Annotated in this window: 20 protein-coding genes; 8 read left to right on the top strand and 12 right to left on the bottom strand. The window is 39.2% G+C overall.

The window, feature by feature from the left end; genetic code table 11:
* Nucleotides 1-80: 80 nt before the first annotated feature.
* The 6 genes from GSQ19_RS14565 to GSQ19_RS14540 all read left to right on the top strand — a co-directional run bounded on the left by GSQ19_RS14565 (nucleotide 81) and on the right by GSQ19_RS14540 (nucleotide 2,427).
* Nucleotides 81-416, top strand: coding sequence for a rubredoxin (locus tag GSQ19_RS14565; RefSeq protein WP_011318658.1), 336 nt, complete (start codon nucleotides 81-83; stop codon nucleotides 414-416).
* 158 nt (nucleotides 417-574) lie between these two features.
* Nucleotides 575-1,594 carry a photosynthesis system II assembly factor Ycf48 gene (locus tag GSQ19_RS14560; protein WP_011318657.1) on the top strand — a complete coding sequence of 340 codons (1,020 nt, stop codon included), beginning with the start codon at nucleotides 575-577 and terminating at the stop codon, nucleotides 1,592-1,594.
* Between the two features lie 105 nt (nucleotides 1,595-1,699).
* Nucleotides 1,700-1,948: a cytochrome b559 subunit alpha gene (psbE, locus tag GSQ19_RS14555; RefSeq protein WP_010997986.1), complete on the top strand. Its 249-nt coding sequence runs from the start codon at nucleotides 1,700-1,702 to the stop codon at nucleotides 1,946-1,948.
* Between the two features lie 9 nt (nucleotides 1,949-1,957).
* On the top strand, nucleotides 1,958-2,095 hold the full coding sequence (gene psbF / locus GSQ19_RS14550) for a cytochrome b559 subunit beta (RefSeq protein ID WP_011318656.1): 138 nt from the start codon (nucleotides 1,958-1,960) through the stop codon (nucleotides 2,093-2,095).
* A gap of 20 nt (nucleotides 2,096-2,115) precedes the next feature.
* Entirely contained in the window at nucleotides 2,116-2,235 is a 120-nt protein-coding gene (gene psbL, locus GSQ19_RS14545) for a photosystem II reaction center protein PsbL (protein WP_010997988.1), read from the top strand.
* 69 nt (nucleotides 2,236-2,304) lie between these two features.
* Nucleotides 2,305-2,427, top strand: a complete 123-nt coding sequence (locus GSQ19_RS14540) for a photosystem II reaction center protein J (protein WP_104009905.1) — start codon at nucleotides 2,305-2,307, stop codon at nucleotides 2,425-2,427.
* 266 nt (nucleotides 2,428-2,693) lie between these two features.
* On the opposite strand, the gene GSQ19_RS14535 is transcribed toward GSQ19_RS14540, so the two are convergent.
* From GSQ19_RS14535 to psbO, 10 genes are all read right to left on the bottom strand, one after another.
* Nucleotides 2,694-2,834 carry a photosystem I reaction center subunit VIII gene (locus GSQ19_RS14535; RefSeq protein ID WP_011318654.1) on the bottom strand — a complete coding sequence of 47 codons (141 nt, stop codon included), beginning with the start codon at nucleotides 2,832-2,834 and terminating at the stop codon, nucleotides 2,694-2,696.
* 109 nt (nucleotides 2,835-2,943) lie between these two features.
* Nucleotides 2,944-5,550, bottom strand: a complete 2,607-nt coding sequence (locus tag GSQ19_RS14530) for a hypothetical protein (protein WP_011318653.1) — start codon at nucleotides 5,548-5,550, stop codon at nucleotides 2,944-2,946.
* 191 nt (nucleotides 5,551-5,741) lie between these two features.
* Nucleotides 5,742-6,389 (bottom strand): OmpA/MotB family protein, encoded by a 648-nt coding sequence (locus GSQ19_RS14525; protein ID WP_011318652.1) that lies wholly within the window; start codon nucleotides 6,387-6,389, stop codon nucleotides 5,742-5,744.
* Between the two features lie 44 nt (nucleotides 6,390-6,433).
* The gene (locus tag GSQ19_RS14520; protein WP_011318651.1) at nucleotides 6,434-8,008 is read right to left on the bottom strand and encodes an MlaD family protein; all 1,575 of its coding nucleotides are present in this window, start codon (nucleotides 8,006-8,008) and stop codon (nucleotides 6,434-6,436) included.
* A gap of 168 nt (nucleotides 8,009-8,176) precedes the next feature.
* Nucleotides 8,177-11,434, bottom strand: a complete 3,258-nt coding sequence (locus tag GSQ19_RS14515) for a tubulin-like doman-containing protein (RefSeq protein ID WP_011318650.1) — start codon at nucleotides 11,432-11,434, stop codon at nucleotides 8,177-8,179.
* A gap of 18 nt (nucleotides 11,435-11,452) precedes the next feature.
* Entirely contained in the window at nucleotides 11,453-12,598 is a 1,146-nt protein-coding gene (locus GSQ19_RS14510) for a vWA domain-containing protein (protein ID WP_011318649.1), read from the bottom strand.
* 454 nt (nucleotides 12,599-13,052) lie between these two features.
* Entirely contained in the window at nucleotides 13,053-13,301 is a 249-nt protein-coding gene (locus tag GSQ19_RS14505; RefSeq protein WP_011318648.1) for a hypothetical protein, read from the bottom strand.
* A 2-nt stretch (nucleotides 13,302-13,303) separates the two neighbouring features.
* The gene (locus GSQ19_RS14500; RefSeq protein WP_011318647.1) at nucleotides 13,304-14,149 is read right to left on the bottom strand and encodes a hypothetical protein; all 846 of its coding nucleotides are present in this window, start codon (nucleotides 14,147-14,149) and stop codon (nucleotides 13,304-13,306) included.
* Nucleotides 14,150-14,314: 165 nt separating this feature from the next.
* Nucleotides 14,315-15,091 (bottom strand): RNA polymerase sigma factor SigF, encoded by a 777-nt coding sequence (locus GSQ19_RS14495; RefSeq protein WP_011318646.1) that lies wholly within the window; start codon nucleotides 15,089-15,091, stop codon nucleotides 14,315-14,317.
* 908 nt (nucleotides 15,092-15,999) lie between these two features.
* On the bottom strand, nucleotides 16,000-16,821 hold the full coding sequence (gene psbO / locus GSQ19_RS14490) for a photosystem II manganese-stabilizing polypeptide (RefSeq protein WP_011318645.1): 822 nt from the start codon (nucleotides 16,819-16,821) through the stop codon (nucleotides 16,000-16,002).
* A 506-nt stretch (nucleotides 16,822-17,327) separates the two neighbouring features.
* Here psbO and GSQ19_RS14485 point away from each other — a divergent pair.
* Entirely contained in the window at nucleotides 17,328-17,690 is a 363-nt protein-coding gene (locus GSQ19_RS14485) for a hypothetical protein (protein WP_011318644.1), read from the top strand.
* Between the two features lie 122 nt (nucleotides 17,691-17,812).
* Here GSQ19_RS14485 and GSQ19_RS14480 read toward each other — a convergent pair whose 3' ends face one another.
* Both GSQ19_RS14480 and GSQ19_RS14475 read right to left on the bottom strand, forming a co-directional pair.
* Nucleotides 17,813-22,798, bottom strand: a complete 4,986-nt coding sequence (locus tag GSQ19_RS14480; RefSeq protein ID WP_011318643.1) for a WD40 domain-containing protein — start codon at nucleotides 22,796-22,798, stop codon at nucleotides 17,813-17,815.
* Between the two features lie 270 nt (nucleotides 22,799-23,068).
* On the bottom strand, nucleotides 23,069-24,400 hold the full coding sequence (locus GSQ19_RS14475; RefSeq protein ID WP_011318642.1) for an ATP-binding protein: 1,332 nt from the start codon (nucleotides 24,398-24,400) through the stop codon (nucleotides 23,069-23,071).
* Between the two features lie 351 nt (nucleotides 24,401-24,751).
* Between GSQ19_RS14475 and GSQ19_RS14470 the strand changes: the two genes are divergently transcribed.
* On the top strand, nucleotides 24,752-25,597 hold the full coding sequence (locus GSQ19_RS14470; protein WP_011318641.1) for a cell division protein FtsQ/DivIB: 846 nt from the start codon (nucleotides 24,752-24,754) through the stop codon (nucleotides 25,595-25,597).
* Nucleotides 25,598-26,175 lie beyond the last annotated feature (578 nt).

The following is a 26,175-nucleotide window of genomic DNA, read 5'->3' as shown; positions in this document are numbered from 1 at the left end:
TATGATTGATAGAAAAGTCTAACGGGTATGTCATAATTTTTAACGTATATTTAATATTTCTTTTCTGTGAGACTTTCACCATGAGCGAACAAGCTGTTGAAAATACAGTGTTAGACCGCTTTGAGTGTCGCTCCTGCGGTTATGTTTACGAACCTGAGAAAGGTGACAGTAAGCATGATATTGCGCCAGAGACACCATTTGCCGAACTGCCAATCAATTGGCGCTGTCCAGTTTGTACAGCGAAAAAGGCAGCTTTCAGTAACATCGGCCCGGCGGGTACAGCCTCCGGTTTCAGAGAAAATCTCGGTTATGGTTTAGGTGTCAATAAGCTCACACCAGCACAAAAAAATATCCTCATTTTCGGTGCTTTAGCATTGGGATTCTTGTTCTTTATCAGTCTTTACGGCTTGCAGTAATGCTGGAGACAAGGGTTTAGGGGTGTAGGGGTATAAAAATTAGTATTTTTTACTCAGCACTCATGACTCAGTACTGATTACTCATTAGTCTTTCAATCTGCTTAAGGTAAACCTTCTAGAGAAACCTTACACAAATTTAGAAACAAATCAAGAAATCGATGGTTATTGTGAAAAGTTGGCAAAAAATATTTGCTTTGCTGGTGGTCTTACTCTTGTGTATTGGTTGTAGTAAGGTTCCCTCTACCAGCTACAACCCTTGGGCAGTGGTTTCTTTGCCAACAGAGGCCAAATTACTGGATATTGCTTTTACAGAAAATCCTCAGCATGGTTTTTTAGTAGGTAGTAATGCCACTCTGCTAGAAACCAATGATGGTGGTAACAATTGGCAGCCCCTGAATTTGGCTCTGGATGATGATAGATACCGTTTTGACTCAGTAAGTTTCGCTGGCAAAGAAGGCTGGATTGCCGGTGAACCTTCTTTGCTATTACACACCACGGATGAAGGTCGTTCTTGGTCACGTATTCCCTTGAGTGAGAAACTCCCTGGTAATCCCATCGCTATCCAAGCTTTGGGAACAGACATAGCTGAGATGGCTACAGATGTAGGTGCTATCTATAAAACTACTGACGGCGGCAAAAATTGGAAAGCCCAAGTAGAAGCTGCTGTAGGGGTAGTGCGGAACTTAGAACGTTCTGAGGATGGTAAGTATGTTGCTGTTTCTGCAAAGGGTAGCTTTTACTCTACTTGGGAACCAGGACAAAATGCTTGGGTTCCCCACAACCGTAATAGTTCTCGCCGTGTAGAAAATATGGGATTTTCACAGGATGGGCTGTGGTTACTCGCTAGGGGTGGTCAGGTACAATTTAGCGACCCGACTAAACCGGATGAGTGGTTAGATGCCCAAACTCCTGAACTGGCGACTAGTTGGGGTTTATTGGATATGGCCTACCGCACACCAAACGAAGTTTGGATTGGTGGCGGTAGTGGTAACTTATTGGTAAGTACTGATGGCGGCAAAACCTGGGAAAAAGACCGGGATGTAGAAGAAGTGGCAGCTAATTTTTACAAGGTTGTCTTTCTCAAGCCGGATCAGGGATTTGTGATCGGCGATCGCGGTGTTTTACTAAAATATCAACCAGAGGCAGCAAAAACTGCCACAACAGAACCAGCTGCTTAGGTAGTTTTCCTAACTTTTATGAGAAGAAAGTTGCAACTTGTAACTCTTTCTTAACTTTGTAGGATAATAAACTCAATAACAATCTTTGTGAAGGTGGGAATCTAAATGTCAGGGACTACTGGAGAACGTCCGTTTTCCGATATCGTCACCAGTATTCGTTACTGGGTAATTCACAGCATCACCATCCCAGCGTTATTTATTGCTGGTTGGTTATTTGTCAGCACCGGGCTGGCTTATGATGTGTTTGGCACTCCTCGTCCTGATGAGTATTACACACAAGCACGGCAAGAACTGCCAATTGTGAACAATCGTTTTGAAGCGAAAAAACAAGTTGAACAACTTATCCAAAAGTAGTTTGAAATCATGACTAGCGGGAACAACATCAATCAACCAGTTACCTATCCTATTTTTACGGTCAGATGGCTTGCAGTTCACACACTGGCAGTGCCTACCGTATTCTTTTTGGGCGCGATCGCCTCAATGCAGTTTATTCAACGCTAGTTCCACACTAGGAGTGAATCATGGAAAGAACGCCCAATCCTAATAATCAACCGGTAGAACTTAACCGGACTTCTCTTTACCTGGGACTATTACTAGTTTTCGTTCTAGGTATTCTATTCTCCAGTTACTTCTTTAACTAACTGGAACTCTTGTTTTGAATTTTCATTTATTCAACCTGTGTTGATTTGTTGTTAAGGGAGGAGAAAGCTGTGTCTGCTGGAAGTGGGAGAATTCCCCTGTGGGTCGTCGCTACGATCGCAGGTTTAGGTGTAATTACAGTTGTAGGTATCTTCTTCTATGGAGCCTACGCTGGACTTGGTTCTTCAATATAATTTAGTCTGAGTTTTCTAAATTTTGTTTAGAAAACAGCATTAAAAAACCGCCTGTCTCCAAAAGATAGGCGGTATTCTGTTTTGTGAACTTAAAAACAATTAGTTGAACATTTGATAACAGGCAATAGGTAAAATTTGGTAACAAGTAACTAAAAATAAATTATTGCTCACTACCCATTACCCATTACCCATTACCAGTTCCTGAATTGATTACTAACAACTTAAGTTAGTATCAAATTACATATTACCCGTTACATATGCCTGGATTAAGCAACGTCTTCGCCTTCAATATATAAAAATAGAAACGAGAAGGTGGCAATTGGTACAACCCAACCGATTACGGGAACGAAGATAGAGGACAAGAAAGAAGCGTCAGCCAAGATAGAAGGCAAAAATGCAGTTGCCATAGTAAGTTTTCCTCTTAAATCACACTACAATTCAAGACGAGCTTACTGCAAATTCAGTCAATTTTTTTAAATTCTCAAGATTTTTAACACAGCCCCATGCAGATGGTATTTACATGCCAAGTAAGTCATTTAGGCTCATATTGGGCAAATCTGGAGGAATTACAGTCTTCACTATTGTGACCTTGTGACTCTCCTGCTGCGTAGCTGTATTAAGAGCGATCGCCTCTATCCGCATCTCCATACAGCCAAAGGGAATATTAAGTTGAGTCATCACTTCCAGATTACCTGAGGAGTTCTGTAACAACTCTTTTAGTAGATGAGGCCCATCCAACAACCAGCGAGTTTGACAGTCTTCCATCCACAATTTGACTACAACTTGTGGGGATACTTGTGGCAACTCTACTCGCATCCTCACCAAAGTACCTGCAATCAGTTCCCCATCTGGTACATACAGTTGGGGAATCGGTAAGGGTTCCAGAATTTCTTGGGGAGAGTCGATTGTATTTGCGATTTCTTGCTGCTCGGTTTTTGGTAATTGATGCTTGTTTGTCTGCAATTCCGGCTCACTGTCGCTGTCGTCTACGACAAATTCTTGAGCTAACCAACTTGATGCTGTGTAAGTGGGTTCTGTAGACGGTAATTCGACTTGTAACACCGATGATTCTGGAGAGATATTTTCTATCTCCACAGACATCTGATTTTCTGTTTCCTCTAGTGTGATTAAATCTGTTTCTACTGCCTCTGCTGGCACATCTAGGAGAGATGTATCTTCAAACTCTGGAGTTTCTTCAGGATTCAGGGAAATGATAGCCGGTTCTTCGGGTGGGGTCTGCTCCTGCGGGAAATCATCTTCAGGAAAGGAGTATCCTTGACGCTCCATCCACTTGCGAATTAAAGGCGATGAATAGGGGAGTGATGGAGCAATGGATATTGCTGATACATTTTCATCAATGAACTCTGTTAGAGGCTCTGCCGTTGATTCTGTTACCGATATGTCAGCTTCTAAAGTCTCAATGACTTCTGTCATTGGTTGAGACTCTAGCTCTGCCACAACTTCATCATTAACTTCTATATCACTCAGCACATCTTCTAAATTACTTTCCGGCTCAGTAATTGAGTTATCAACCTGTGGTAATTCCTCTACAACGGATGCGATTAATTCTTCAGCAATTTGGCTTGTTTTTACTTCACTGCTGCTAGGCTCGGTGGGTAAGCGCTTTAAGTAAGGTAAAGTACTGCCCAAAACTCGTGAGGGACGGGCTTTGATGAGCAATTGATCCAAGTTGATGGGAGCAGGAGCTTGGGGGACAGTTGTGTCATCCTGTTCCAAGGAAGGAAGTTCTAAGGTCACTTCTGTCACTAAATCAGCTGGAACGATGCCATCAGTGGGATTATCGGGTAATTTTGGTAATTGTAGTAAGCGGAAGTCGGCTGATTTATTCAATGATTGTGGATCAATTTGCCCCGGTAAAGGCGTGTTTACAGAGGGAATAATTGGCTGTAATTTTCTTGGAGATGAGGTTTTAACTAAGTTAAACAGTTCCAAATCCAAACTTGTAGGGGGTTCAGCCGTGGATATTCCCGACATGATGTCATTTTGCTCATCTACTGGGCTAGCCTTAACCACATTTTTAACCGCCAGCAAATCAGCGACATCTGCCGTAATTGTGAAAGAATGACTAGCCAGTAAGGTCACTTCTCCGGGATTAGCCTTAGCCTCCGGCATAGCGTAGCTCATCACCCCATACAATTTGATATCTGCCAAAATTAGCTTAGATTCACAGTCAGCAGGAATATCTATTACTGAACGGATAGTGATGGGTAATGATTTTTCTCCTAGAGATTGACGCAATTGAGTTAATATTCCTGAGCTTAGAGGCGATCGCAACTCAATGCGGAGTTCCAAAGCCTGGAGATTTTCTGTATTAACTGTCTTATCTGCCTGTTCTAGATTTTTTTGTAACGCTACATTCCCATGAATAGTTAATAAATGTCCCCATCGAGTAATGTATGTTTCTCGATCCAGTGTCAGCAATAGGGGTAGGGATGGTTCCGACGTTGGCGAATCGTCGATCTTTGTTTCTTCTAATAAAAGTTCAGAAGTGGGTAACGCTAAGTCAATTAAATTTTGTAAAATTTGCTCTGCCGTTTCGCCTTTAACCCAAACTGGACTTACAGGCTCATCAATTGCTGTACTTTCTTGGTCTAGGGACAAACCAGTACTGAGAAAGTAACTCTCGTTAGTAATTGTTAGTTGTGGAACAGAATTTGATGTCAAATTTTCATCAGATGCGGAGTCTGGCTGATGAAATGAATCGATTTCTAAGGTATTTTCTATCTCTAATTTTTGCTCTACCTCATCTGCGTCCTGAGAATTTACTTGCAGATGAACACCATATTGCCAAGATTTACCAAGAATATCTGATATCAAGTCGCCAGAGCAGCGCAATTCCCAAATACCCGGTTTGAGGTATGTAAAAGGAATTACCGCCATTAACCCTTCGGAATTGGTGCGGCGCAATCGTTTTTGAATCCGCCGCTTTGGCGGCACTTCCTGGGGAGAGAAGTAAGTTACGCGTACTTCCACATCTTGATTGGGAAGGCTAGAACGAGCTAAAACTCTATACCGACCCTCTAAGATTTCTGTGTTTGGCGATTCCAAGGCGTGCCAAGAGCGATCGCCTTGCTTCTGAATCAGAAATTGCCAGTGTTCCATTGTGAGTGATGCCCAGACTGAAGAGCAGCTGAGTAGTAGTTTGCGTTATTTTTCTTGCAAGTTTACCTCAGCAATCTGTAATTTCATGAATGTAATATAATGTTTCGATTCAAAAACTGTAAAGAACTCCGGCTGAATAATAATTTTATTTAAGAGCGCAATTCTTAAGTGTCAAGTTATAAAGCTGATATTTACTTGACTTCTCGCACCTTACCCAGTCGAGTGAAGCGAATTTCAATGCGTCGCCGTGTTTGATCATCTTGACGAGCGATCGCCGCAACTTCACCACTTGGTAAAATCATTTGTGCCGCAGAATACCCTCGAAACGATAGCTTTGACAATTTGCCCTGCTTTCTCTGAACATCACGTAGCACTTTAACTACCGCCAAAGCCCGCATCAATCCCAAGTCGGCGTTAGAACCAGCACGAAGATTAACTATAGGTAATTCGCCGTTAACTACTTTTTCTAAATTTTGGTCTAAGTTACTCACCACATTACCATTAGGTTGTCCATCAGTATGACCAATTATTTCAACAACATTAATATTATATTGCTTGGTTCTAGCCTCTATTTCTGGTACTATTCGCCTCAAAATGTAGACTAACATTTTAGGGGGAATTTCTGCACTACCTGAGGCAAATCGATAAGCACCTTCATCTTTAATCAGAATGATTGGTGGTGCATCATTATTCTGTTTTTGTTGTGATAAAGACGATGTGACGATATTTAACAATAAAAACAGAATTGCCATGAGAAAGGCATTAGACATTAAATCGGTAAAAGCCTGCCAAACGTTCAGTTCTTCACTATATTCTTTATGCCTTGAAGTACGAGCCATAAGAGTTTTATTTACCGGAACGAACTAATTTTATGAATCACATTTCAAGAATGGTCATTACTTAAATTTACATCTTTATAAACAAAGGTATTATTATTGATATTATTCAATTTGTTCATTGCTTCTATCAGGTGATCGCCTACTTTTTCATGTTTCACAAATAAAGCATTATTACTATTCTGTAACGAATGTATTTCATTAATTAATGTATTCAAATCAAAAGTTATTTGCTTGATCAATTCTTCAACATTACTAACTAAGTTATTAACCGATAGATTATTGTCCTCTAACTTTTTAGATACATTCGATAAACCGGAATTTGCTTTTTCTGTATATTGATTTACAGATAATAATAATTCCCGTAAAGTAACTTCCACGGTGTTAAAACTATCTGCTTTATCCACAATTCTTTCCTCTAATTTCCCCAGCTTATTAATCGCTCTAGAGAAGCTAGTAGTTCCTTGCTTCAATTGTGGTATTATCTCTGTCAACGCATCTTGATTAGATTGATGCAAATCAAATACTTGTAAAGATGTTTGATTAACTTTCTGAATATCTAGTCCTATTTTGATTAATTCCTGGTTACAACTTTGAACTTCACTCAGTACTGTTGCAAAAGATTTAACCGTATCCGCCAGACTTGTAGCCGACTGCGAAAATTTTAACTGTATGCTACTCAAATCTGCTGTAGCTGCTGACAACTGCTGAGGAAACTGGCTTCTTTCAAAAATTTCCGCAGATTGTTTAAATATTTGCGATTTTGCGTTCAATTCTTGAATTGAATGATCAAATTCACTGGCGGCAGTAGATATAGTACCAGCTGCTTGATAAAAGCTTTCATATACTTGCTTGGCTAAATCAGAGGCTTCTTTATTTCCTTGAGCAATTTGTTTAGCTACATTACCAAGCGATTGTTCCACTGCATCCCGAACCGTAGAACCAAATCGTGTTAAAAACTCATCTTGCTGGGATACCATTCGATTGACTATTTTATCGAGACGAGTATCACCTTGGATTTCTGGTTGATAAATATTATCTAGATAATCTTCAAGACTACTAATAAGTCTATATTTAGCAAAGCCCGTATTTTTTAGCCAGTTAAATACTGTTAATATACTACTAAACAAAAGTCCTGTTAAACTAGTCACGAAAGCAATACTCATACCTTCTAATGGCTTGTTCAATGCGGAAACTAAGTCATTGACATTATTAGAATTATTTTGATTTATCGTTTGACTAATTTCTGCTAAATTACTTGTAATTCCAAAGAAAGTACCAAGCAACCCAAAGGCTAAAAGTAAATTAGGAAGAATTCGACACCAATAGTCAATTTGTTCACAGGTAAATCCATTAATCTTTTCTCGACTATAAACTTGGTCTATCAATGCTACAGTATTAACCTGATCTAAGTTATTACTAGCCTGCTGAAACCTAGATTCTAATTCTTCTAATATTTTTGGCTGTTGTCCTCGTGACTGTCTATTAATTAACCTTCTGACTTTCTCTTCTAAAGATACTAGATGTTGATAAAGTTTGAACCGTAAAAAAATAGTAATTACTGATGGTATGACAACTAAAATAACGGTGATAAAAGTTAAGTAATGTGGTATGGGTGGCATGAAAGTAATTGTAAGTTTGTCAAGACATATTTACAGCCTCTCCTACTCTGCTGATAGGAAAAATTATCTGTGTATATCCTCTTCTATCTCAGATGATTTTTTGGCTGTTTTTGCTCAGGTAGAAATTGCTATAGGAATATATTAATTGATACCCATCTATAAATGACTCTAAAGGGGATATTGAGCAAAAATCCTTTGTTTTTCACGCTCATATTCATCTTGAGTAATAAAATCTTCATCTAAATCTTGTTTCAACCGCTCTAATTCTAAGCGCCGCCTGACTCTATTATCAGTAGTATCAACAGGCATATCCACGACTATTTCACCAGCAATAGCTGTTTGCATTGATGTATTATTATTTGGTGCAAAAGCGCGACTTTGAGATATGCTAAATCGCTCATTCATTTTTCTCCGAAAGCGATGAATAATTCCTTCTTTAACTGTAGGATCTGTGCTGGCGGATGTTCCTACTACTGCGAGTTTGTAGGGATAATTGGGACTATCTTCTGATAAATCATCTACTGCCTGCACAAATTGCCTTAGTTTTGGTAAATACTGATTTTCCCAAAGTTCTGGTTGTCCAGAAATTACAGAAATTTCTCGCTCTAAAAGCTGTAGCAAAGCCTCAGTCATGTCGTTGCGGTTAGCTAATTCTTCCAAGGCTTGACTCCACTCTGGACTCAAAGTAGCAGTATTGTAACTATCACGCAAGGAATCATAATATTGAAATTCTAATTGTTGATTTTCTTGGTTTTCCTTGAGTAACCTAAAGGCCAAACAAGGATAGAAGACATCTTCCAGTTTTTCCATTGCGATCGCATCTGGGGGGATAATATCTGGAAATGCTACTTGGTAATCGTTATGCAGAAAAGATGTGGCAGAATTTTGTTCACGTAGATAGGGGTTTCTCATCCTCTCCAGACTACTAATTAGCCTGAGAGGAAAACCAGCATACTCATTGACAATTAAAATCTCATCTTCAGATTGTGTCGCTTTTATCACACTTGATTCAATACCTAAATCTTGTGCTAATACAGTTTTAAACTGTCGTACCTCCAATTCATCCTTATCCTTAAACCCAATTAATTTACTACTTTTCGCCGGGTCTTCACGGAAATAAGGGTCACTTAAATTCAGCCTCAGCAGAGGTTCAGCTTCTTGCATAACTTGCGCTAACCGAGTCGAACGCGCTGCTAAAGGATATTTTTGCATGAAACGCTTAATCACAGAGTTGACAATATTAGTAACGCGAGAAGCAAATAAACTGTCAACCTTTAGGTCAATTTCTGTTTGTAGCTGTTCTGGCGTAGTTCTTTCTCTATCTATAAAACTTGCCAAAGATTGTCCCCTTCCAGCAGGTTCCGTAATTTCCGAGCTAGCTAATACCAATTGTCTGCGAAGATCATCTTCTGGCAACATAGTTTGATAACAGCGATCAATATCTTCACTATCAAATATGGCTTCTCCACTCATTTCATCAAAGTTTAACTGTCTTAAATCACTATCTTGCTTCTCATAGAAAGTTTGCAAATTTTCAATGACTCTACTAAAAGCAGTAACTTGATTCCCTCTTTCCTGAACGTGTTTTTGTAATTCATTGACTATTTTTAGAGCCTCTTGAAAGACGGTAAAATCAAAGTTATGTTTAATGAGTTTGCAGACTTCTTGCACTACCCTTTTAACTTCAGCTTGCACTTGGCTATTCTTAGTATTAATTATGGGAATACCAATTTTATGCTCAATATCTTCAATCATTTGCTCGGCATCTCGCCATTTTTTATCAATATCCTCCGCGCGTTTCATCCCACCAAAATCGGTAATTGCTTCTTGCAGATTGAATTGATAGTTATGTAGTTCATGTTGTAAAGCATCTAGCCAATCACGACTGCTTTTAATAGAGAAAATAGGCTCACTTGGCGTGAGTAACTGAATTAAATAATCGTCAATATTAGTCTTTAGTTCCTTGGTGATATTTGGAGAAGACTGGAGCAATTTTGTCAGCCAAATACCTCGGACATTTTCTGTTTCCCCCGGCTGCACTTTCCGAAATTGCTCTCGAAACTCCCTTGGTAACTGTTGACGAATACCGTTACGATCATCTTTATTCTGACATTCAGAAATTGATCGCTCTAATTTACTTCTCCAGGTACTAATATTGCTACTAAAGTTTTTATTTGTATCCTCTACTGATTCTGCTATTTTCGTAGTTAAGCCGTCTTTTTTGGCTAAGTCATTATGCCAACGAGATTGAATCAGAAATTGATCCAGTAGTTTCTGAGGATCTGGACTTTGACCTTTGCCATTTAACCAAAACTTTACTAATGCTAAACTAACCCTTATTAAGGCAATTTCCACGATAGTGTCACGGGGAAAATAAATCGCCGCTAACCCAAATGTTAAATACCTCTGACCATTAGGACGTGGATGTTTATCCCACTGAATTATATGTTGGAGAAAATTATCTCTATGTCCTTTAATTACAGGTGCTAACTCACCGGAAAAATCTAGAGCTATCTTGTGAGCGATCACATTACATAACTTACCTTGATCAAGAATTTGATATTCGCCTCCTGTCTGATGAGAAACTAAATAAGTGTAGTCAAAAGGCGGACGCTTTTCTTGTAGAAATTCTAGATTTTCAATATCATAACAGGCTGCAAATTTTGTCCCTGGAGTACTGTAGTAATTTAACTCTTTCAAAGCAGCATAAGTATTAGCACTCATATTAGGGGTATTACCATATAATTCTGGACTAATCACTAAATAGCTGACAATCTGAGCGCCTTGTTCACCATAAAGATGTCTAAGACTATAAGCAACATCCAAAAACATACCGCTCCCTGTACCACCACACAGAGAACCAATCACAAAAATATTCAATCCTGGTTCAACTCTTAACCCCTTTCTCAGCAATAAAGCATCATGTCCCCTACTAAGTCTTTCTGCGGTTTCAATCGCTATTTTTATCTTTTGATAATTATGAAAAAAAGCTAGTCTCCCTACAGGTCTAATTCCTTTTGCACCTTCCTCCACAGCTTTAATATTTCGCAACAGTTGGGGAGGAAACCATCTAGCAATATGGTCGTAGGGGCCGTAACGAGTATATTCTGAGCGCCTTTCTAGTCCTTCCACAAACATCGTTACTTCCTTGGCGGACATAGTGGCGCTAACTTTTTCGGCTTCTCGAAAGCTGAGATCAACACCATGATAAGTACTTCCTGTACGAATGCCAGTCACTTGTGTTGCAGCTTTATCAGTATCTAGATGAACAAAACTTACAATTGGCAGATTGCTTAAATCTCCATAACGGTCAACAATTAACCGTCTAATTCGCATCAAAACATCTCGTCCAGTACCACCTAAGCCAATACAAATTGTGCGGTTAATCCCACGATATTGCAGTTCATTTGCACTTACTTGATTCATTTAATGCAACCCCTAATCCTATTTATTAAGTTTAATATTTATTTCGTATTCACCTTGGCGGAAGTCTGGGCAATTTAAACGAAACCGGGAACTAGATATTAAAGTCCGTGATGTAATTTCTCGACCTTGATAATAAATTGGTGCTGAGTTAGTTGGTACTAAATAAAGCTTTTCACCTTTACGCTCTAAATATGCTCTAACTTCTACACCTGGACAATCAATAGAATCTACACAAGTCGAGTCATATTCACCAATAGCAATACGTTTGTTATTAGGTAATCGGCATTTTTGGTCTTCTGGTTTGGCTGTAGCTTCAAAATCTACTATTAATTCCCATTTTTTCTGTAATCGATAAAACTTCCTAGCCGTTACCAATAAACTAAAGAATATTAACAGTGCAATTAATCCAGGTAGCCATAATTGTCTAGTTAAATAAGGATTAACTAGACAAGTTTCCTCTCCCCCTGGTGCTGGTGTGCAAAATTCCTGTACAGTGGGAGGAATATCGACAACAGTGAGTTTATATTCTTTATTGTCCTGAGTAATAATTGACCGCGATCGCGCCTGTAATGGTAAAGCTTTTATCCAAGCCTGTCGCTGTTGACTTTCTGGCGATTTTGCGCTCCGAAAAGGACTGTCAGCAGGAGTCTCCACCCATACTTGTGAAGTAATACCTGGTTGGGTAAACAAAGGCGCATCACTAATCCAAACTACTGACTGTGGTTTAATTGGTTGCTGCTTTTGCAGACGATCCTGATTAACTTGAGCAATGCCTTGATAAATAATTAATTCTGCTTTTTGAATATCTGTACCATAGCGATTGGGATCAGAGACAAAAGGTATTTTATTTAATACTTTGTCTATATCCGCTTTACTTTTACTACTAAAATTTATGGGTGTTCCCAACTGATTGACACCAGATATCCCTTCACCTAAGACTACATCCCTAGCAAAAGGAACAACGTATACAGAATCTCCAGGCTTGAGGCTATCTTCCACTATTTGCCGTAGGCGAATACGACCTTCATCATTCAAACCCACGCTTTCCGTCATATCAATCGCCAAGACAACATCTCGTCCATTACCGAAAACGGACACCAGATTTAAACCGATTTTTTGTGTAGAACTAAGCGGTTGTCCAGGGGGAATTGGTGTAATTGTCACAAGCAGGGCAGCCTATCAGATAACATATCAGAGCCGCATAGATACTTGAAAAATACAGTTTTTATTAATTTAATTTATATAAGTATATTAAACCGTAAAAAGTATAGGCTAGTTACGTCTACTGACATTAACTTCTATGGAAAAAATAATTTCCAGGTTACTGAGGTACGGCAATTTTCATACATGGTAACTTGAGCAAAATCTATGCACAGTTATGTGTTTATTATAACTGAGCAATGCGAGGCTACTTTTAAAGAAATGTAAATCCCAGAAAATTAAACAGACTGATTGAAGCGCATAACTAAAGCCCCCAACAGCAACTCAAACAGAGGACTACCGGGGGAAACAGAATATGCAGATCATCTTCCACAAAGATCATCAAAGGCTAACAAAACCTTAGTCAAACATCTAAGATGAAAAATCCAGAGTTGTCACTATGACTCATAAAGCCAAGTCAACATAGACTATAACGATTTTTATAGTATGTCAAAATTTGCTGTACCCGTTGCCGACTCTCAGCATTAGCGTTTGCTTTCCAAGAGATACACAAGCCATCAATTTGACTTTGATAATAATCAAACTGTTGAGATGATTGGGGAATTAAACTGACTTCTACCCCTTCAACTTGACGTAGATGAACTGCTATCTCTCGATAGACAGCCAACGGTAAACCAGCAAATTCGACTTTCTCTTTAGTCTCCATCTTTATGAGGCTCCAACAGCAGGAAGATTAGTAGTAGGTGTTACAACTGAAACCGGACTACCAGTAGGGTTTGTGCTTCCTGGTGTAGTTCCAACAGGCGCTTCACCCACCATTCTGGCAACTTCAATACCATATTGTTCCAGAATTACGATCGGATTGGAACCTGCATTCATTTCAATTCGTTTCACCAACAGACCATTTGCTAGTCTTTGTCCTGCTTGCACGTAACGACTGGCGATTTCGTTAGGTATTTTAATTATGGCTTGGGGTTCTCTACCCACTATCACTACACCAGTAACCACAACTGCTTTAGCTAAATCAGGTTGTGCCGGTGGTGGTAATACTGAAACTAAAGTCGGATTGGGGACGACTTGAGGTAAAACTTTAGGCAGAACCGGCATTAAATTAGGGCGTGATTTTGCTATCAGTGTTTTCTTGTTTGTAGTTGAATTTGCATTGTTTTTCACATTTACCCTTTTTGGCGTAGTACCAGGGGGTAGAGGTGGTAAAGAGGGAACTATTTTAGCAGGTGTATTTGCTGGCATTTCGGCAATTGGCTGTCCGATAATTTGAGCAAAGGGGTCAATCCGTCCTTTAGAAACTAAATTTGCCCGTTCAGTACCATTGGTCAATTGAATTAGATTAGGAGACCCAGAGGCAACCTTTACAGAGGCATTAGGAGACACAACCGGATTATTAAAGGATTCAGCCTTAACTGGCGCTTTCGCTACAGGCGCAGCAGTTGGGGGGGGACTAGGATTAGCAATTGGTGGTGTGTCTTCCGAGGCACATCCGGCGATCGCCACGGTTACAATACTTGCAAGTAAAATTTTAGATTTTCTGCCCATTAGCCGTTCTCAAACGCTATAGGAAACTGTTATTGATAAAAGGCAAAATGCCTGTTTGTATTTCAGGCATTGTTGTCGTTTCCTTTATAACCTAATTTTTTGGGATTTAAAGAGTTGTTTTTGACACTAATAATTCCGAATAAATGCTGATGACTTAATGGAACTTTAATCGTCTGCCACACACATAAGATGCTTTAACAAGTCCAACCCTTTTTTGACTCTCCTGGAAACTGTGACGACACTAATTCCTAAGTGTTCTGCCACCTGTTTCTGCGTCAAGTCTTGTAAAAACACACACTCTAAAACTTCACGAGTGCGTTGCTCTAACTGGAACAATGCTTGTTGTAAGCGAATTTGGTCTTCTTGCGCCAACTGAAAACTGCGGTAATGATGATCAGGAACCAATTCTCCCAGGCTAGTTGCTCCTTCTTCACCATCTTGAACTGGTACATCTAAACTCAAAGGAGCGCGATTTACCCATGCTAATTTGATTTCCTGCCACTCATCTGGAGAAATATCCAGTGCTGTTGCTAATTCTGAGTCAGTTGGTTGGCGGTTGTATTGTTCCCGCAAAGAACGCGAAACCCCAATCGCTCGCTGTTGTATAGCCAAGTAGCGACGAGGAATTCTTACTGTTACACCTTTATCACGGAGGTAGTGCTGAATTTCGCCACGAATATAAGGAATAGCAAAGGAGCTAAAAGCGTGGCCTTTGGCAATTTCAAATCTTTCAATCGCTCTGATTAAACCCAAACAACCAACCTGAACTAAATCATCATAGTTTTCACGGCATTGATTCATCCAGTAGTGAGCTTCTTTCCTCACTAATCCAAGATTCAGTTTTACTAGTTGATTACGAACAGTTTCTGACCGAGATTGCTGATATTCTCGTAACAACTGCCAAATTTCGTATTTCAATTCGTTGGTAGCTGTTGTAGGCATAGCACCGCATTTATTAAGTAAATAATTATTTGAGTAATCGCTTTTAAATAAGGCTGCGATTAAGCGCTATCAACGCAAATATTAAATTATTTGCTCTGTGAAAATTTTGATTAATTCACAGTTGGTGTTATCAAAATGTCAAGAGACCGAAAATCAAACAGAATTTAAATTAACGAGAATTGCATCGTGTCTTTATTTCTCTTTGTATTTTCTGGAGCTTTATCAGAGCTACATACAGACAAAATATAGAATTTTGAGTTAAAATTGAAACCGAAATTTTACTTAACTTTCTTAATAAGTATTCAGGCTGAAATTTTCATATATTTTGAGTAACACGAAGACTGAAATTCTCAGTGTATTTACTATTACTTGGTTAAAACTTTATATAAGCTTTAGAATAAGGAATTAAAAAATCGTCAATTGAGCTACTTATAAGGATTTTTGTATAACATTTGAGTTTAATCAGTGCAACACTTAAAAAAGTAATTAATACTGAAATAAAATTAAGAGAGTTTATTATTTTTTTATAAAAAACTCACTATCGTGCAAACTTGCCAAATGATAGAACTGAATTGACATAACATTAGACTTCTTGCGTGAATAGAAGTTTGGAGTTGAGCAATGTTGACCAACCTAATAAAAAAAGGGCTAGAAGCCCCTTTGTATCATTTCTTCTGAAGGTATTAACAGCTTTTTACCACTGATTGAACTACATTTTTCCCCACTCCCTGCCCTCACGGGATTCTATCAACCCGAAAATTGCGTTATTTAAGCGAGTAGTTAGACCACGCACCTCAGCAAGATTAGTGGGTATGGGTTAACGTTCAATAGGGAATTTGATCATAGGCCAAGAATGTTTTCAGTGGCAGACAGCTTTGGTAATCAAGAAAATTTAGGCACGTTTGGGTTTACTCAACACGAGCGTAAAATATACCCCGAATCTTCACTTCCTTGGGTTCATCAGCGCCTAAATCAGTATCCGAGGGCTGTTCGCTCTCAAAAGTACCAGCAATTTCACCACTAGAGCTATCAACTTTAGCTATTTGTAGAGAAATTTTGCCGTTGAGAATTTCCGCACGCTTAACGTTAGTACGGGTAAGGTCTTCATCATCGGCTTGGGCTGGAAGAGCTACGGCATTATCATAGCCACTAACAACACCTCGACCTTTAGGATCTAAGAATGCAGCACCACGATAAGAAGGTACTTTGAATGTACCTTCAAAGTCTGTGGAAGTATTTAGACTGCTTAAACCAGGTTGTGTTTGAGCAACTAAATTTTTAATGGTGAACAGGAAGGGTACTCGCTCACCACCAGGTAATTGTACCGTAATGGCTTGGAAGTCAAGACCATCTTTTTCCACAAAGGTCAAGCTGCTATCATCGTTGAACTTAAGATCACCTGACACCTGGTCAATAGTGGAAGTGTATCTGGTTAACAATTTGCCAGCTACAAATTCTGCTGCTTGGCGTTTATTAGCAGGTTCTTCTTTAACAAAGAAATTGGTTGGTTCCAAGCAAAGTTCTTTGATGACGTAGGACTTGCTGGAATCCAAGGGAATTGAGCCACGGCTTGTTTCTGTAAGTTGGGGACATTTGTTAGCCAGGCCAGTGCCTCGAATTTGTTCGTAAGTCAGTATATCTCTGGTACTAGAAGCTGGAGCGTCACTACAAGCAGTTAGTAGCCCCAAGCACACAGCCAAGAATGCAACAATTAAAGCGCGATACCTCATGATCAACCTCAATGTCAAAAATCGATATATAAATGGTTTGGGCATAGTGATAAGTACATTTTGCGGCAAATTGGCATCACTACTTACCTCAAATAACGCGAAAGTTGGATTTGGCTTCGCGCTGTGCCAACACCACAGGGATTGGCAGGGTTGCCCAAGTCGTTCTGTATTATGTATGTGTTACCACTAAATACAGCCGCTTGCTTTATTAGGGAAATCAGCCAGATCATACGATTTTTTTTAACTCAAAATCAAAGCACTTCTAGTCTTGAGTAACTGGCGTTGATCCCATAAGGCTTCTTATGAGTCTGTGTGAACCGTTACTGCGCCACTTTAGTATCAAAGTTATGGAGATTGGGAAGGTATGTCCTTCTGGGGATAAAGGGTGATGGGGATGAGTTACTGAGAAAAAATTATACGAATATATTTGTAAGTTGGTCTTAGGAGATGAAAGACGACTATATTCGGTAAATTTGGGTAGACTTAATTTAAACAGAGAGGGTTGCATGAGCAACAACAGCATTACGGAATCAAGCCAATTTTCAGATAAGTTACAAAATATTACGGATGTAGTTCAAGATGCGGCTAAAAGTTGTCAAGGAAATACTACAGCTCTTCTAAAATTGTTGCGCCAGTTAGAACAATTACACAGAGAGATTCGTGATGGAACATTCCAAGAGAGTTTACCCAATAATCGCCAGCATCTCTACGCTATGTTGAAAGACATTGAATCTGAAGGGGGTTGGCCTTATATTGAACGTATGAGATTACAAGCTTTTTTAAGCAACTTACTAGAAGTAGAAACGGAAGAAAACAAGCAACAGGTAAGTAGTGATGATTTGTTAAGTGACGATCGCTCTTGGAGCTGATACTGCAAGGTGGAATTTAGATACCCTACAGCTAATGCAAGCGCCACAAAATTCAAAATCACTACAAACTGAGCGTTTCGTCGATTTTGGTATGGATAGTCGATTTAATTACGTATTAGTTCTTAGATACGATCGCTGACATCATCACAAAGCAAGCGATCGCGCTCATCCACATTGTTGTTGTGCTTCAGATAATTATTGACCCAGCCACAACCACGAGTCAGCAGGTCATCAAGGTGTAAGTTCCATAAAATAATTGTGTTGTCATCGCTAGCTGAAGCTAACGTTTGTCCGTCGGGGCTAAAACTGACGCTCAACACAGGAGCTTCGTGTCCGTTGAGGGTTTTAATCAATTTGCCCTCACGGCTCCACAATTTGACTGTACTATCCCAATTAGCAGCAGCAAGTATTTCACCAGTGGGACTAAAACTCACAGCATTAACGCTATCGCTAAATCCTCTTAATAAGGTTTGTAACAAAGTCCCATCTTGTCGCCATAGTCTGACTGTGTTGTCCCAACCAGCAGAAGCCAATAATTTTTCAGTCGGGCTAAAACTGACACCTAATACCCAGCTATCGTGAGGGTCAAAGGTTTTGATTAAACTCCCATCTGGCCGCCAAAGCTTGATTGTTTTATCGTCACTAGCAGAAGCTAAAACCTCTCCATCAGGGCTAAAACTGACGCTATTGACTCGCGCTTCATGCCCCACTAAAGTTTTGAGCAAACTTCCATCACGATTCCACAGTTTAATTGTGTGATCTCTACTAGCTGATGCTAATAAATGACCATCAGGGCTGAAACTAACACTGACTACGCTATCACTATGACCAGAGAGAGTTTTCAGGAGAGTTCCATCCAGTCGCCAAAGTTTAACGGTTTTGTCTTCACTAGCAGAAGCTAAAATTTCACCTTTGGGGTCAATACTGACGCTATGAACCATCTGGGTGTGACCCACTAAGGTTTTGTAAAGATGAGCATCAAGTCTGCCCTTATTCAACTGTCTTCGCCATAGTTTTACAGTGCGATCGCGACTACTAGAAGCCAATACCTGACCATCAGGACTCCAAGCAACACTCAAAACTCGATCCTCATGTCCCCGCAGAATCGGTAGTCTAGGCGCTTCTAAACTCCACAATTTCACGCTCTTGTCATAACTTCCAGAGGCCAGAATTTTAGTATCTGGACTGAAAGCTACACTGACAACAGCGTCACTGTGTCCCTTAAAAGTCTTAATTAAGTTGCCTGTATGACTCCAGAGGTTGATAGTATTGTCATCACTGGCTGAGGCTAACTGTTTACTGTCAGAACTGAAACTGAGACTCCATACCGTGCTGGTATGTTGCTTTAAGGTTTTATAGATATCAACTTCTGGGTTATTGTGATTACTACTATCCCATTGCCATAGTTGAATAACATTGTCTCGGTCGGCTGAAGCTAGTAGCTTACCATCAGGGCTAAAAGTGACGACAGTTACACCTTCCTGATGTGCAGATAAAGTTTTCACCAAGCTACCGTCTCTGCGCCAAATTTTGACGGTCTTATCCTCACTAGCTGAAGCAATAAATTGACTGTCTGGACTGAAACTGACCCAGTTGACAGAGCCTTGATGACCCTTAAGAGTTTTGATTAAGTTACCATCCCGATCCCAAATTTTAATAGTTCTATCCCTGCTGGCAGTAGCTAACAATTCTCCATCAGGGCTAAAATTGGCGCTATAAACCCAATCTTTGTGTTTTCTGAGGCTTTGGGCCGGCTCTGGGGCGAATTCACCAGTTGTTGGGTTTTTCCGCCAAATTCGTACTGTTTGGTCGAGACTAGTTGAAGCTATAGTCTGACCATCAGGACTAAAACTGACACTGGTAACCGCGCTAGTATGACCTTCAAGGGTTTGGAGTAGTGTCCCGTCAGGTCGCCAAAGTTTGATTGTTCTGTCTGTGCTACCGGAAGCTAATAATTGACCATCAGGACTAAAAGCTACACCCCAAACAATATCACTATGCCCCTCTAAGCGATTTAACTCCGTAACTCCATAAACTGCCTGTTGTAAGGCTGTAACCACGCGCATTCGGGTTTCTGGTCGCACCTCCTTGGCTTGTTTAAGTTTTTGCCAGGCTCTCAAACTTTCTAATAAAGCATCAAATTCTTGGTTGGAGGAAAATAGAGCTTCGCTAGATGCGGCGATCGCACTAATTTGCAAATTGGTCTCGCTGGTTTCAGCACGGATGGTTTGTAGCTCTGCGGTTCTTTTCTGCATATCGGCTTGCCACCACAAAGAAGCGATCGTGCCGCCCATAACTGCCAGCAGTACCCCTGCTGCTCGTGCTTCTCGCAATCTACGCCGCAAAACTGAATTTAGCTGCTCTTGAGATAATTTTCGGGCTACCTCTGCTTGAGTTTTTTCCGATTTGATTTTTTCTAATTCGGCAATGATGCCATAATCATTTCTTTGGCGAATTGGTTCAACTAAATAATCATGGACTAACTGGTAGCGTTCGCCTAACTCTTCTCGCCAGCACAATATTAAACCTGAACCAACCAAAATCTCTAAAATCAACTCCCAGCGTGAATCAAAATCTGACTGATTATCAAGATATTTTTCTAAAGCCAGCATTAAATCAGATTTAGTTTTGAGGGGACGTGTGCCTTTTTCGTCAGTTAATTCATATAATAGTTTCCAGCTAAAATCTTCATGTTCTTGACCACAATCTCGAATAACTTCCTCTAGCCAGCGTTCTATAAGTTTTTTCGTACCTCCACAAAGTTTGTATTTTTCGAGATTCGTGATATTTTCTGCTTGTAGCTGCGCGCCTACTATTTGTAATTCAATTGGGTGGACTTCTTCGGTTTCTCCTGCTAAATCCTGCACTAGTTCATTAATTAAATCATCCTTGACTTCGTATTGAGATGTTTGGGTCAAGTAACGAATAATAGCAACGGCATCTTCACGGGAAAATTTCCCCAGAAAGTAGCGGATATCTTTATCTAAAATATTTTTGTTAATGACATCTAAATCATGGAAACTATCTGGCTGTGTTTTATCCCAGCGCTCAAAATCTAATAAGTAATGGAGATAATCTTCTCTGATGGAAATAATAATTTTTAAATATGCAATATTCAAACATTCGCTAAAAAACTGATAGAATTCTAACTTTTGCTGAAAGCTACTTACGAAAAAGAACTCTTCAAATTGATCAAAAATAATAATAATTGTATGATTACGTGCAGTTGCAGAGCGGAACTTTTCTAGCAGAATAGCGGGAGTAAATTCCAGGGAACTTGAGATATCTAATGGTGCTAACACATTATAAAAACCTCGCCCCAAACTGGTTGTCCAATCAGTATAAGCAGATAACACAATAGGTAGAGGTATCCGCTCACCAATCACTTTATTCTTTACAGCTGGTAATAAACCAGCTTTGAGCAGTGAACTTTTACCAACTCCTGATGGACCATGAACTACTGTGAGTTTATAGTCAGCACGAGTAATTCTTTCAATTAAACGATTGACATCTTGTTGTCTTCCAGAAGCAGATATTTCTTGGGCAACTTCCTCTGGAATAAAGGGGATACTTTGGGGTTCTAAGACTGAATTAATTTTGTAACGTTGTGCCTGTAATTGACTTGCACCAATAAAAGCACGTAAACCATACTGATGTTCAATTTGGATTTTTTCTTGCTTAAGTTTAAAGGCTTCTAAATATTCATGTCGCTCAATAAAATAGAGCGATCGCAATTCCTCTAAAATTTCCAAGTACAAAGAAGGCTCATATTGTAGCTCACAAACAACCCTTGCCCATTCTAAGTTATTGATAGATTCTTCATATTCTCCTAAATGCCTTTGTGAACGGGCTAACAACAAAAGATACCAACTCTCATGCTGTCGAGTTCCTGTTACTTTCTCCAGAATATCTAATGCAGTATTAGCTAATTCATGAGCTAGTATCCAATCGTTATTTGCACCTGCTACGGCTGCTAAAAAGCCATAATCTTGTGCTATTTGGGCTTGATTGCCATAACTCTTATGTAGATATAAAGACTTTTGAGCTAATTTCTTTAAATCTTCCCAAAGCTGTAAGCGGTAAAGCATCTCACACGCAGGTAAAATAAATTTAGCTACTAAATCTTGTCTTTTCTTCTCTTCCAACACATCTAAGCATTGCTGAAACCACAATAGTGCGTGTCGCCAATAGCCACTATTAGCACTCTGATGTAAATCTGCCATCCGGTGATAACATAAACCTAAGTGGAATAAGATAATTGCTTGCCAAAGTCTTTGTTGGTAGTTCAGTTCTAAATATTTCTTTTCTATACTTTCCTTTTTTTCTTCTTGCTGCCATAGAGATAGGCTTCTTTGATAATGGGCTAAAGCACTATTAATTTGATCATTAGCATACTTATCTCTGCCTAAAACAAACTCCAGACTAGCCTCTAATCCTGGTTCTAATTTGATATTGTAAGAACGCAGTAAATCATTACGGGCTGATTCAATCTCGTGACGATGTTGGGATTTCGGTGCTAAATCAAGGGCATCATTAGAGATAAACTTTTCTGCGCCTACTTCTAAAACTTTAGAAAATAGAGATTCTGTCTGTTTTGTAATTAAAGCAATTAAATCTTCCTGGGGCATCTCGAATTTAATAGTGGTTGCAGCCCAGCTTTTAAAGTCAGGAGCTAACCGAGAAAGTGAAGATGCCACTTCATCTTGTAACCACAAGATTAAAGGGAAAGGAAAACTAGCTGCGTAAATATCCCGTGACTGATTTATTCCAGTTAATAAATCTTCAAGAGCAATTACTGATTCTAAACCAAAAACCATTAAGGCTGATGGTAAACAATCGCTAGCAACACTGGGATTATCTAAAAATAGTTGCGATGTGATTGTAGTGTGTAAAGCACTAATCGATGATTGAACATATATTTCTCTAATATTGATATCTTTACTTAAATCTCGAAGATTATCCCGCATTTCTTCTCGTAACTGTTGGTAGTTACAACGAACTAAAATGAGAGAAAATTCTCCCTTAGATAAATTAATTGCTCGAATTAACCTTTGTAAGGAATGCTCATTATTATTGGCGATCGCCGTTTTAAGTTCACAGTTAGTCATGATTATTAATCATAGGAGATAAAAAACTACATATAAAAACTTAAAAAAGCAGATATAGCGATTCCTGTTGAAGTGAGGTACAGAACTAATGTTTTTAAACGCGGAGTGGCGCAGAGATTGCCCAATTTTATTAGTGGTGTACTCAGTACCTCAGCAGAGAAGGAAATGCTGTAATACTTTTTTAAGTCTTTGGCATTCAATTTTCAAAAATTCGCATAATTCCCGATTCATTTAAATGGGAATTCAGGATTATTTGGGACTTTATTGGTTTTACTTCGATTCTCGCCAAGCTAAAACCTTTTCTGTCTCTGCCAGAGCTGGACTAATGCCAAACCAACGTCCCACAGGATCACGATATTCAAACAAATACATACTTCTGAGTAAACTTTGATAATCAGATTCACCCTTAACACTTTGTTGTTGCATGACATCAAACAATAATTCCCATTGACATTCATCAATCGCCAACAGCAAATCATCGCGGTAATCTTTAATAACCGCTTCCAAGCAATCTCTCGAAAAAGGTGGATCTTGTCGCTGGAGGCAACTGTATAGTAGGCCTAATAAGTTACGAATGTGACCACCACTAACACGGCATAAACGATCTAAGGTTTCTGTTTGCTCAAATAACTCTGTAATGAGTTGTTGTCTTTCTTGACTAGCAACTTCTGGAAAGGCTCTTGCCAGTACTAGCTGACGCAGGAGTGACATCCCTGGTTCGTAATCACTACCATCTCGTTGTCGAACTAGTACCATTGGCAATACCTTTGGTGCAATACCGCCACCTAAGCGATTTTTGAGGGTTTCATACTCACTGGAAAAAATTAATGCTAGGGGGATTGTATAGACTACATGACATTTGAGCCTACGTAACTGTTCGCCCCTGTCAATAAAAAGATATTCTGGTTGTGTCCGTCCAGAGGCAACAGGACGCATATCTACTCGATCTAAATTATCGACGATTACTACTAACCCTTTTTGACCCCGCCGCTTTAGCTGTTCTACGGCTTTTTCTAAGATTTCCTCATTAATCGCTTGCAAAATGTTATTAGTGCGAGGTTCCAAATACTGTCTGAGTTGATTACGTAATTGGGTGCTATCTTTAGTTTTGGCGGTAATTTTGGCAATTCCTAAAGAAAACTCCGCCTCACCAGAAAGCTCTATAGGAGCTTGTAAAAAATCTCCTATTTCTTTAAACAAGTTATTAAAGTAACCAGGCTTAAGTTTGATACCAATGGCTTCCAAACTCACACAGACTTGACGAGCTACACTCAACAAAATATCACTAACGTCAATATCTGCCATGTCTAGGTCTTGACTAGACTCGAAATAAACTACATGAAATCCTGCTGTTTCTAACTCTGTCTTGAGGCGTTGTAATTCTGTTGATTTTCCACAACCAATATGACCTGTAAATAGTTGGCAGGTGGGTTCATCAGGAGAAATACGGCTAATAGTACGTTGCAGTTCTTCCACAATTTTGCAACCACGTACGTTAGCAAAATCAATGTAGTACTGGCGATCAAGCATCACACCCATGTTTAAGGTGTAGCTAGGGTTACATGCCTTGTAGAAGCGTGACAAATTAATTGTATTTCCCATTCCAAATAGTAGATGCTTGTCTTTTTGTCTTTTTATATACTAATTTTCTCTCAATAGGAGTGATTATGTATAAGTACTATTGCTGAATTTTGTTTGAATTAACTACAAATGCTGTGACTTTTTTTTCATGGCTACTTACAGCAAAATAGTAAAGATGAAACAGTCACCACAAGGGTATGTTGTTGTTTTTGATAACTTTTTTCTGGCAAGATATATGGAACTTATGCCATGATTCTGATGTGCTTGCTGTAAAGTGTTACTAGCTCGTTAATTCCAGCAGCGCTGCTGAAATTAACCAATACACACAAGCCTAGTGAAGGAATTTAACTTGGAGCCAAAAAAGAGGTATTGATGCCTGGTATAGCGTCGGTTAGCCAAAAGGAATTAGCTCAACGTCGTAAAAAATTACGTCGGCAACGTCAGATGAAAATTATTCAAGCTATTTGGCAAACTATAGCCATTAGTGGACTGGCAGGTGGGTTGCTTTGGGTCGCACTCCAACCAATATGGGTACTGAAAACTCCTGAGCAAGTGTTGATGAAATCTGACAATCAATTACTGTCGCAAGAAGCGATCAAGTCTTTGCTGGTTTTATCTTATCCTCAGTCTTTATGGCGAATTCAACCTGCGGCGATCGCTGACTCTTTGAAGAAACAACCAACCATTGCTCAAGCAACTGTCAGTCGTCGTCTTTTTCCACCAGGTTTAATTATCGAAATCGAAGAAAGAATACCTGTCGCAGTGGCTCAGAGGAGCAGAGAACAATCTAATAGTACTAGTAACAAACAAACAAACACAGGTTTAATTGATGCCAATGGAGTTTGGATTCCTCTAGAAAAATATACACTAGTGAATCCTCAATTCAAACTCCCTACCCTTAAGGTAATTGGACTACCAGAACAATACGCTCCCTACTGGAGTAAACTATATCCCTATGTCAGCCAAAGTTCCATAAAAATTACGGAAATTGATTACCAAGACCCAAATAACTTAATTTTGAAAACTGAATTAGGAAGAGTTTATCTTGGTGCGACAAGCACTCAGTTAGCTGATCAGATTAATTTATTAGCACAATTACGCCACATCAATACAAAACTAAATCCTTCGGAGATAGACTATATTGATCTAAAAAATCCTGAATCGCCTTTAGTACATATGATCCAAAATAAAGAGACAACTAAAAATCAAACTCCATAACAATGTGTCAAAAATTCCTTATATATTAATTAATTTTATTTTATTCTGTAAAAAAATATTATTGTTTGCTCTATGCTTTGCATAGTAATTGTAAAAAGCTCCCTTGCAGAAGCTCAGAACTTAGGAACAAAGATAATTTCTGGACAGTTGCTGTCACAGTGTAGTAAGTTTCCAGTGGTGATTGTTCAGTCTGTAGTAGATATTCAAATTGATTGACTTGACGGCTGGACAGCTTGATAGCCTTAGATAGTATCGCTATTAAGTTTCTGTTTGGTCACAAAAAGTAACAAATTAATTGATCAGTCGAATTTTTCTTCCTTTGTTATCTTTAGATTTGTGCATAAATAAATAATACAGATAGGAGCCTACTTTGATTTCTGTTGGCGCAGTGTGGCATAGCTATAGGTACTTGTGTATGTAGGGGATGGTAACGGCTTCACCAACAAAATCTAAATGGGATGCCTTATGGAAAGTCTAATTGTATGGTTAGAGTTGTAATTATCCCCAATTTTGAAACCTATCAACTATATTATTAAGGCAGTGAAGACTTGCAATAGCATATATTTCTCGCATGAGGT

The organism is Trichormus variabilis 0441 (genome assembly GCF_009856605.1).
In the GTDB taxonomy this organism is placed as follows: Bacteria; Cyanobacteriota; Cyanobacteriia; order Cyanobacteriales; family Nostocaceae; genus Trichormus; species Trichormus variabilis.
Note: the sequence above shows the minus strand (reverse complement) of the source record. Positions and strands in the feature narration are given on the sequence as shown.

Excerpts from the sequence above, each read along its gene's own strand:
- GSQ19_RS14565 (WP_011318658.1), top strand. The coding sequence starts at position 81 with ATGAGCGAACAAGCTGTTGAAAATACAGTGTTAGACCGCTTTGAGTGT.
- GSQ19_RS14475 (WP_011318642.1), bottom strand. The coding sequence starts at position 24,400 with ATGGGAAATACAATTAATTTGTCACGCTTCTACAAGGCATGTAACCCT.
- psbF (WP_011318656.1), top strand. The coding sequence starts at position 1,958 with ATGACTAGCGGGAACAACATCAATCAACCAGTTACCTATCCTATTTTT.
- psbE (WP_010997986.1), top strand. The coding sequence starts at position 1,700 with ATGTCAGGGACTACTGGAGAACGTCCGTTTTCCGATATCGTCACCAGT.
- GSQ19_RS14530 (WP_011318653.1), bottom strand. The coding sequence starts at position 5,550 with ATGGAACACTGGCAATTTCTGATTCAGAAGCAAGGCGATCGCTCTTGG.
- GSQ19_RS14535 (WP_011318654.1), bottom strand. The coding sequence starts at position 2,834 with ATGGCAACTGCATTTTTGCCTTCTATCTTGGCTGACGCTTCTTTCTTG.
- psbL (WP_010997988.1), top strand. The coding sequence starts at position 2,116 with ATGGAAAGAACGCCCAATCCTAATAATCAACCGGTAGAACTTAACCGG.
- GSQ19_RS14515 (WP_011318650.1), bottom strand. The coding sequence starts at position 11,434 with ATGAATCAAGTAAGTGCAAATGAACTGCAATATCGTGGGATTAACCGC.
- GSQ19_RS14495 (WP_011318646.1), bottom strand. The coding sequence starts at position 15,091 with ATGCCTACAACAGCTACCAACGAATTGAAATACGAAATTTGGCAGTTG.
- psbO (WP_011318645.1), bottom strand. The coding sequence starts at position 16,821 with ATGAGGTATCGCGCTTTAATTGTTGCATTCTTGGCTGTGTGCTTGGGG.
- GSQ19_RS14525 (WP_011318652.1), bottom strand. The coding sequence starts at position 6,389 with ATGGCTCGTACTTCAAGGCATAAAGAATATAGTGAAGAACTGAACGTT.
- GSQ19_RS14470 (WP_011318641.1), top strand. The coding sequence starts at position 24,752 with ATGCCTGGTATAGCGTCGGTTAGCCAAAAGGAATTAGCTCAACGTCGT.
- GSQ19_RS14480 (WP_011318643.1), bottom strand. The coding sequence starts at position 22,798 with ATGACTAACTGTGAACTTAAAACGGCGATCGCCAATAATAATGAGCAT.
- GSQ19_RS14485 (WP_011318644.1), top strand. The coding sequence starts at position 17,328 with ATGAGCAACAACAGCATTACGGAATCAAGCCAATTTTCAGATAAGTTA.
- GSQ19_RS14560 (WP_011318657.1), top strand. The coding sequence starts at position 575 with ATGGTTATTGTGAAAAGTTGGCAAAAAATATTTGCTTTGCTGGTGGTC.
- GSQ19_RS14520 (WP_011318651.1), bottom strand. The coding sequence starts at position 8,008 with ATGCCACCCATACCACATTACTTAACTTTTATCACCGTTATTTTAGTT.
- GSQ19_RS14505 (WP_011318648.1), bottom strand. The coding sequence starts at position 13,301 with ATGGAGACTAAAGAGAAAGTCGAATTTGCTGGTTTACCGTTGGCTGTC.
- GSQ19_RS14500 (WP_011318647.1), bottom strand. The coding sequence starts at position 14,149 with ATGGGCAGAAAATCTAAAATTTTACTTGCAAGTATTGTAACCGTGGCG.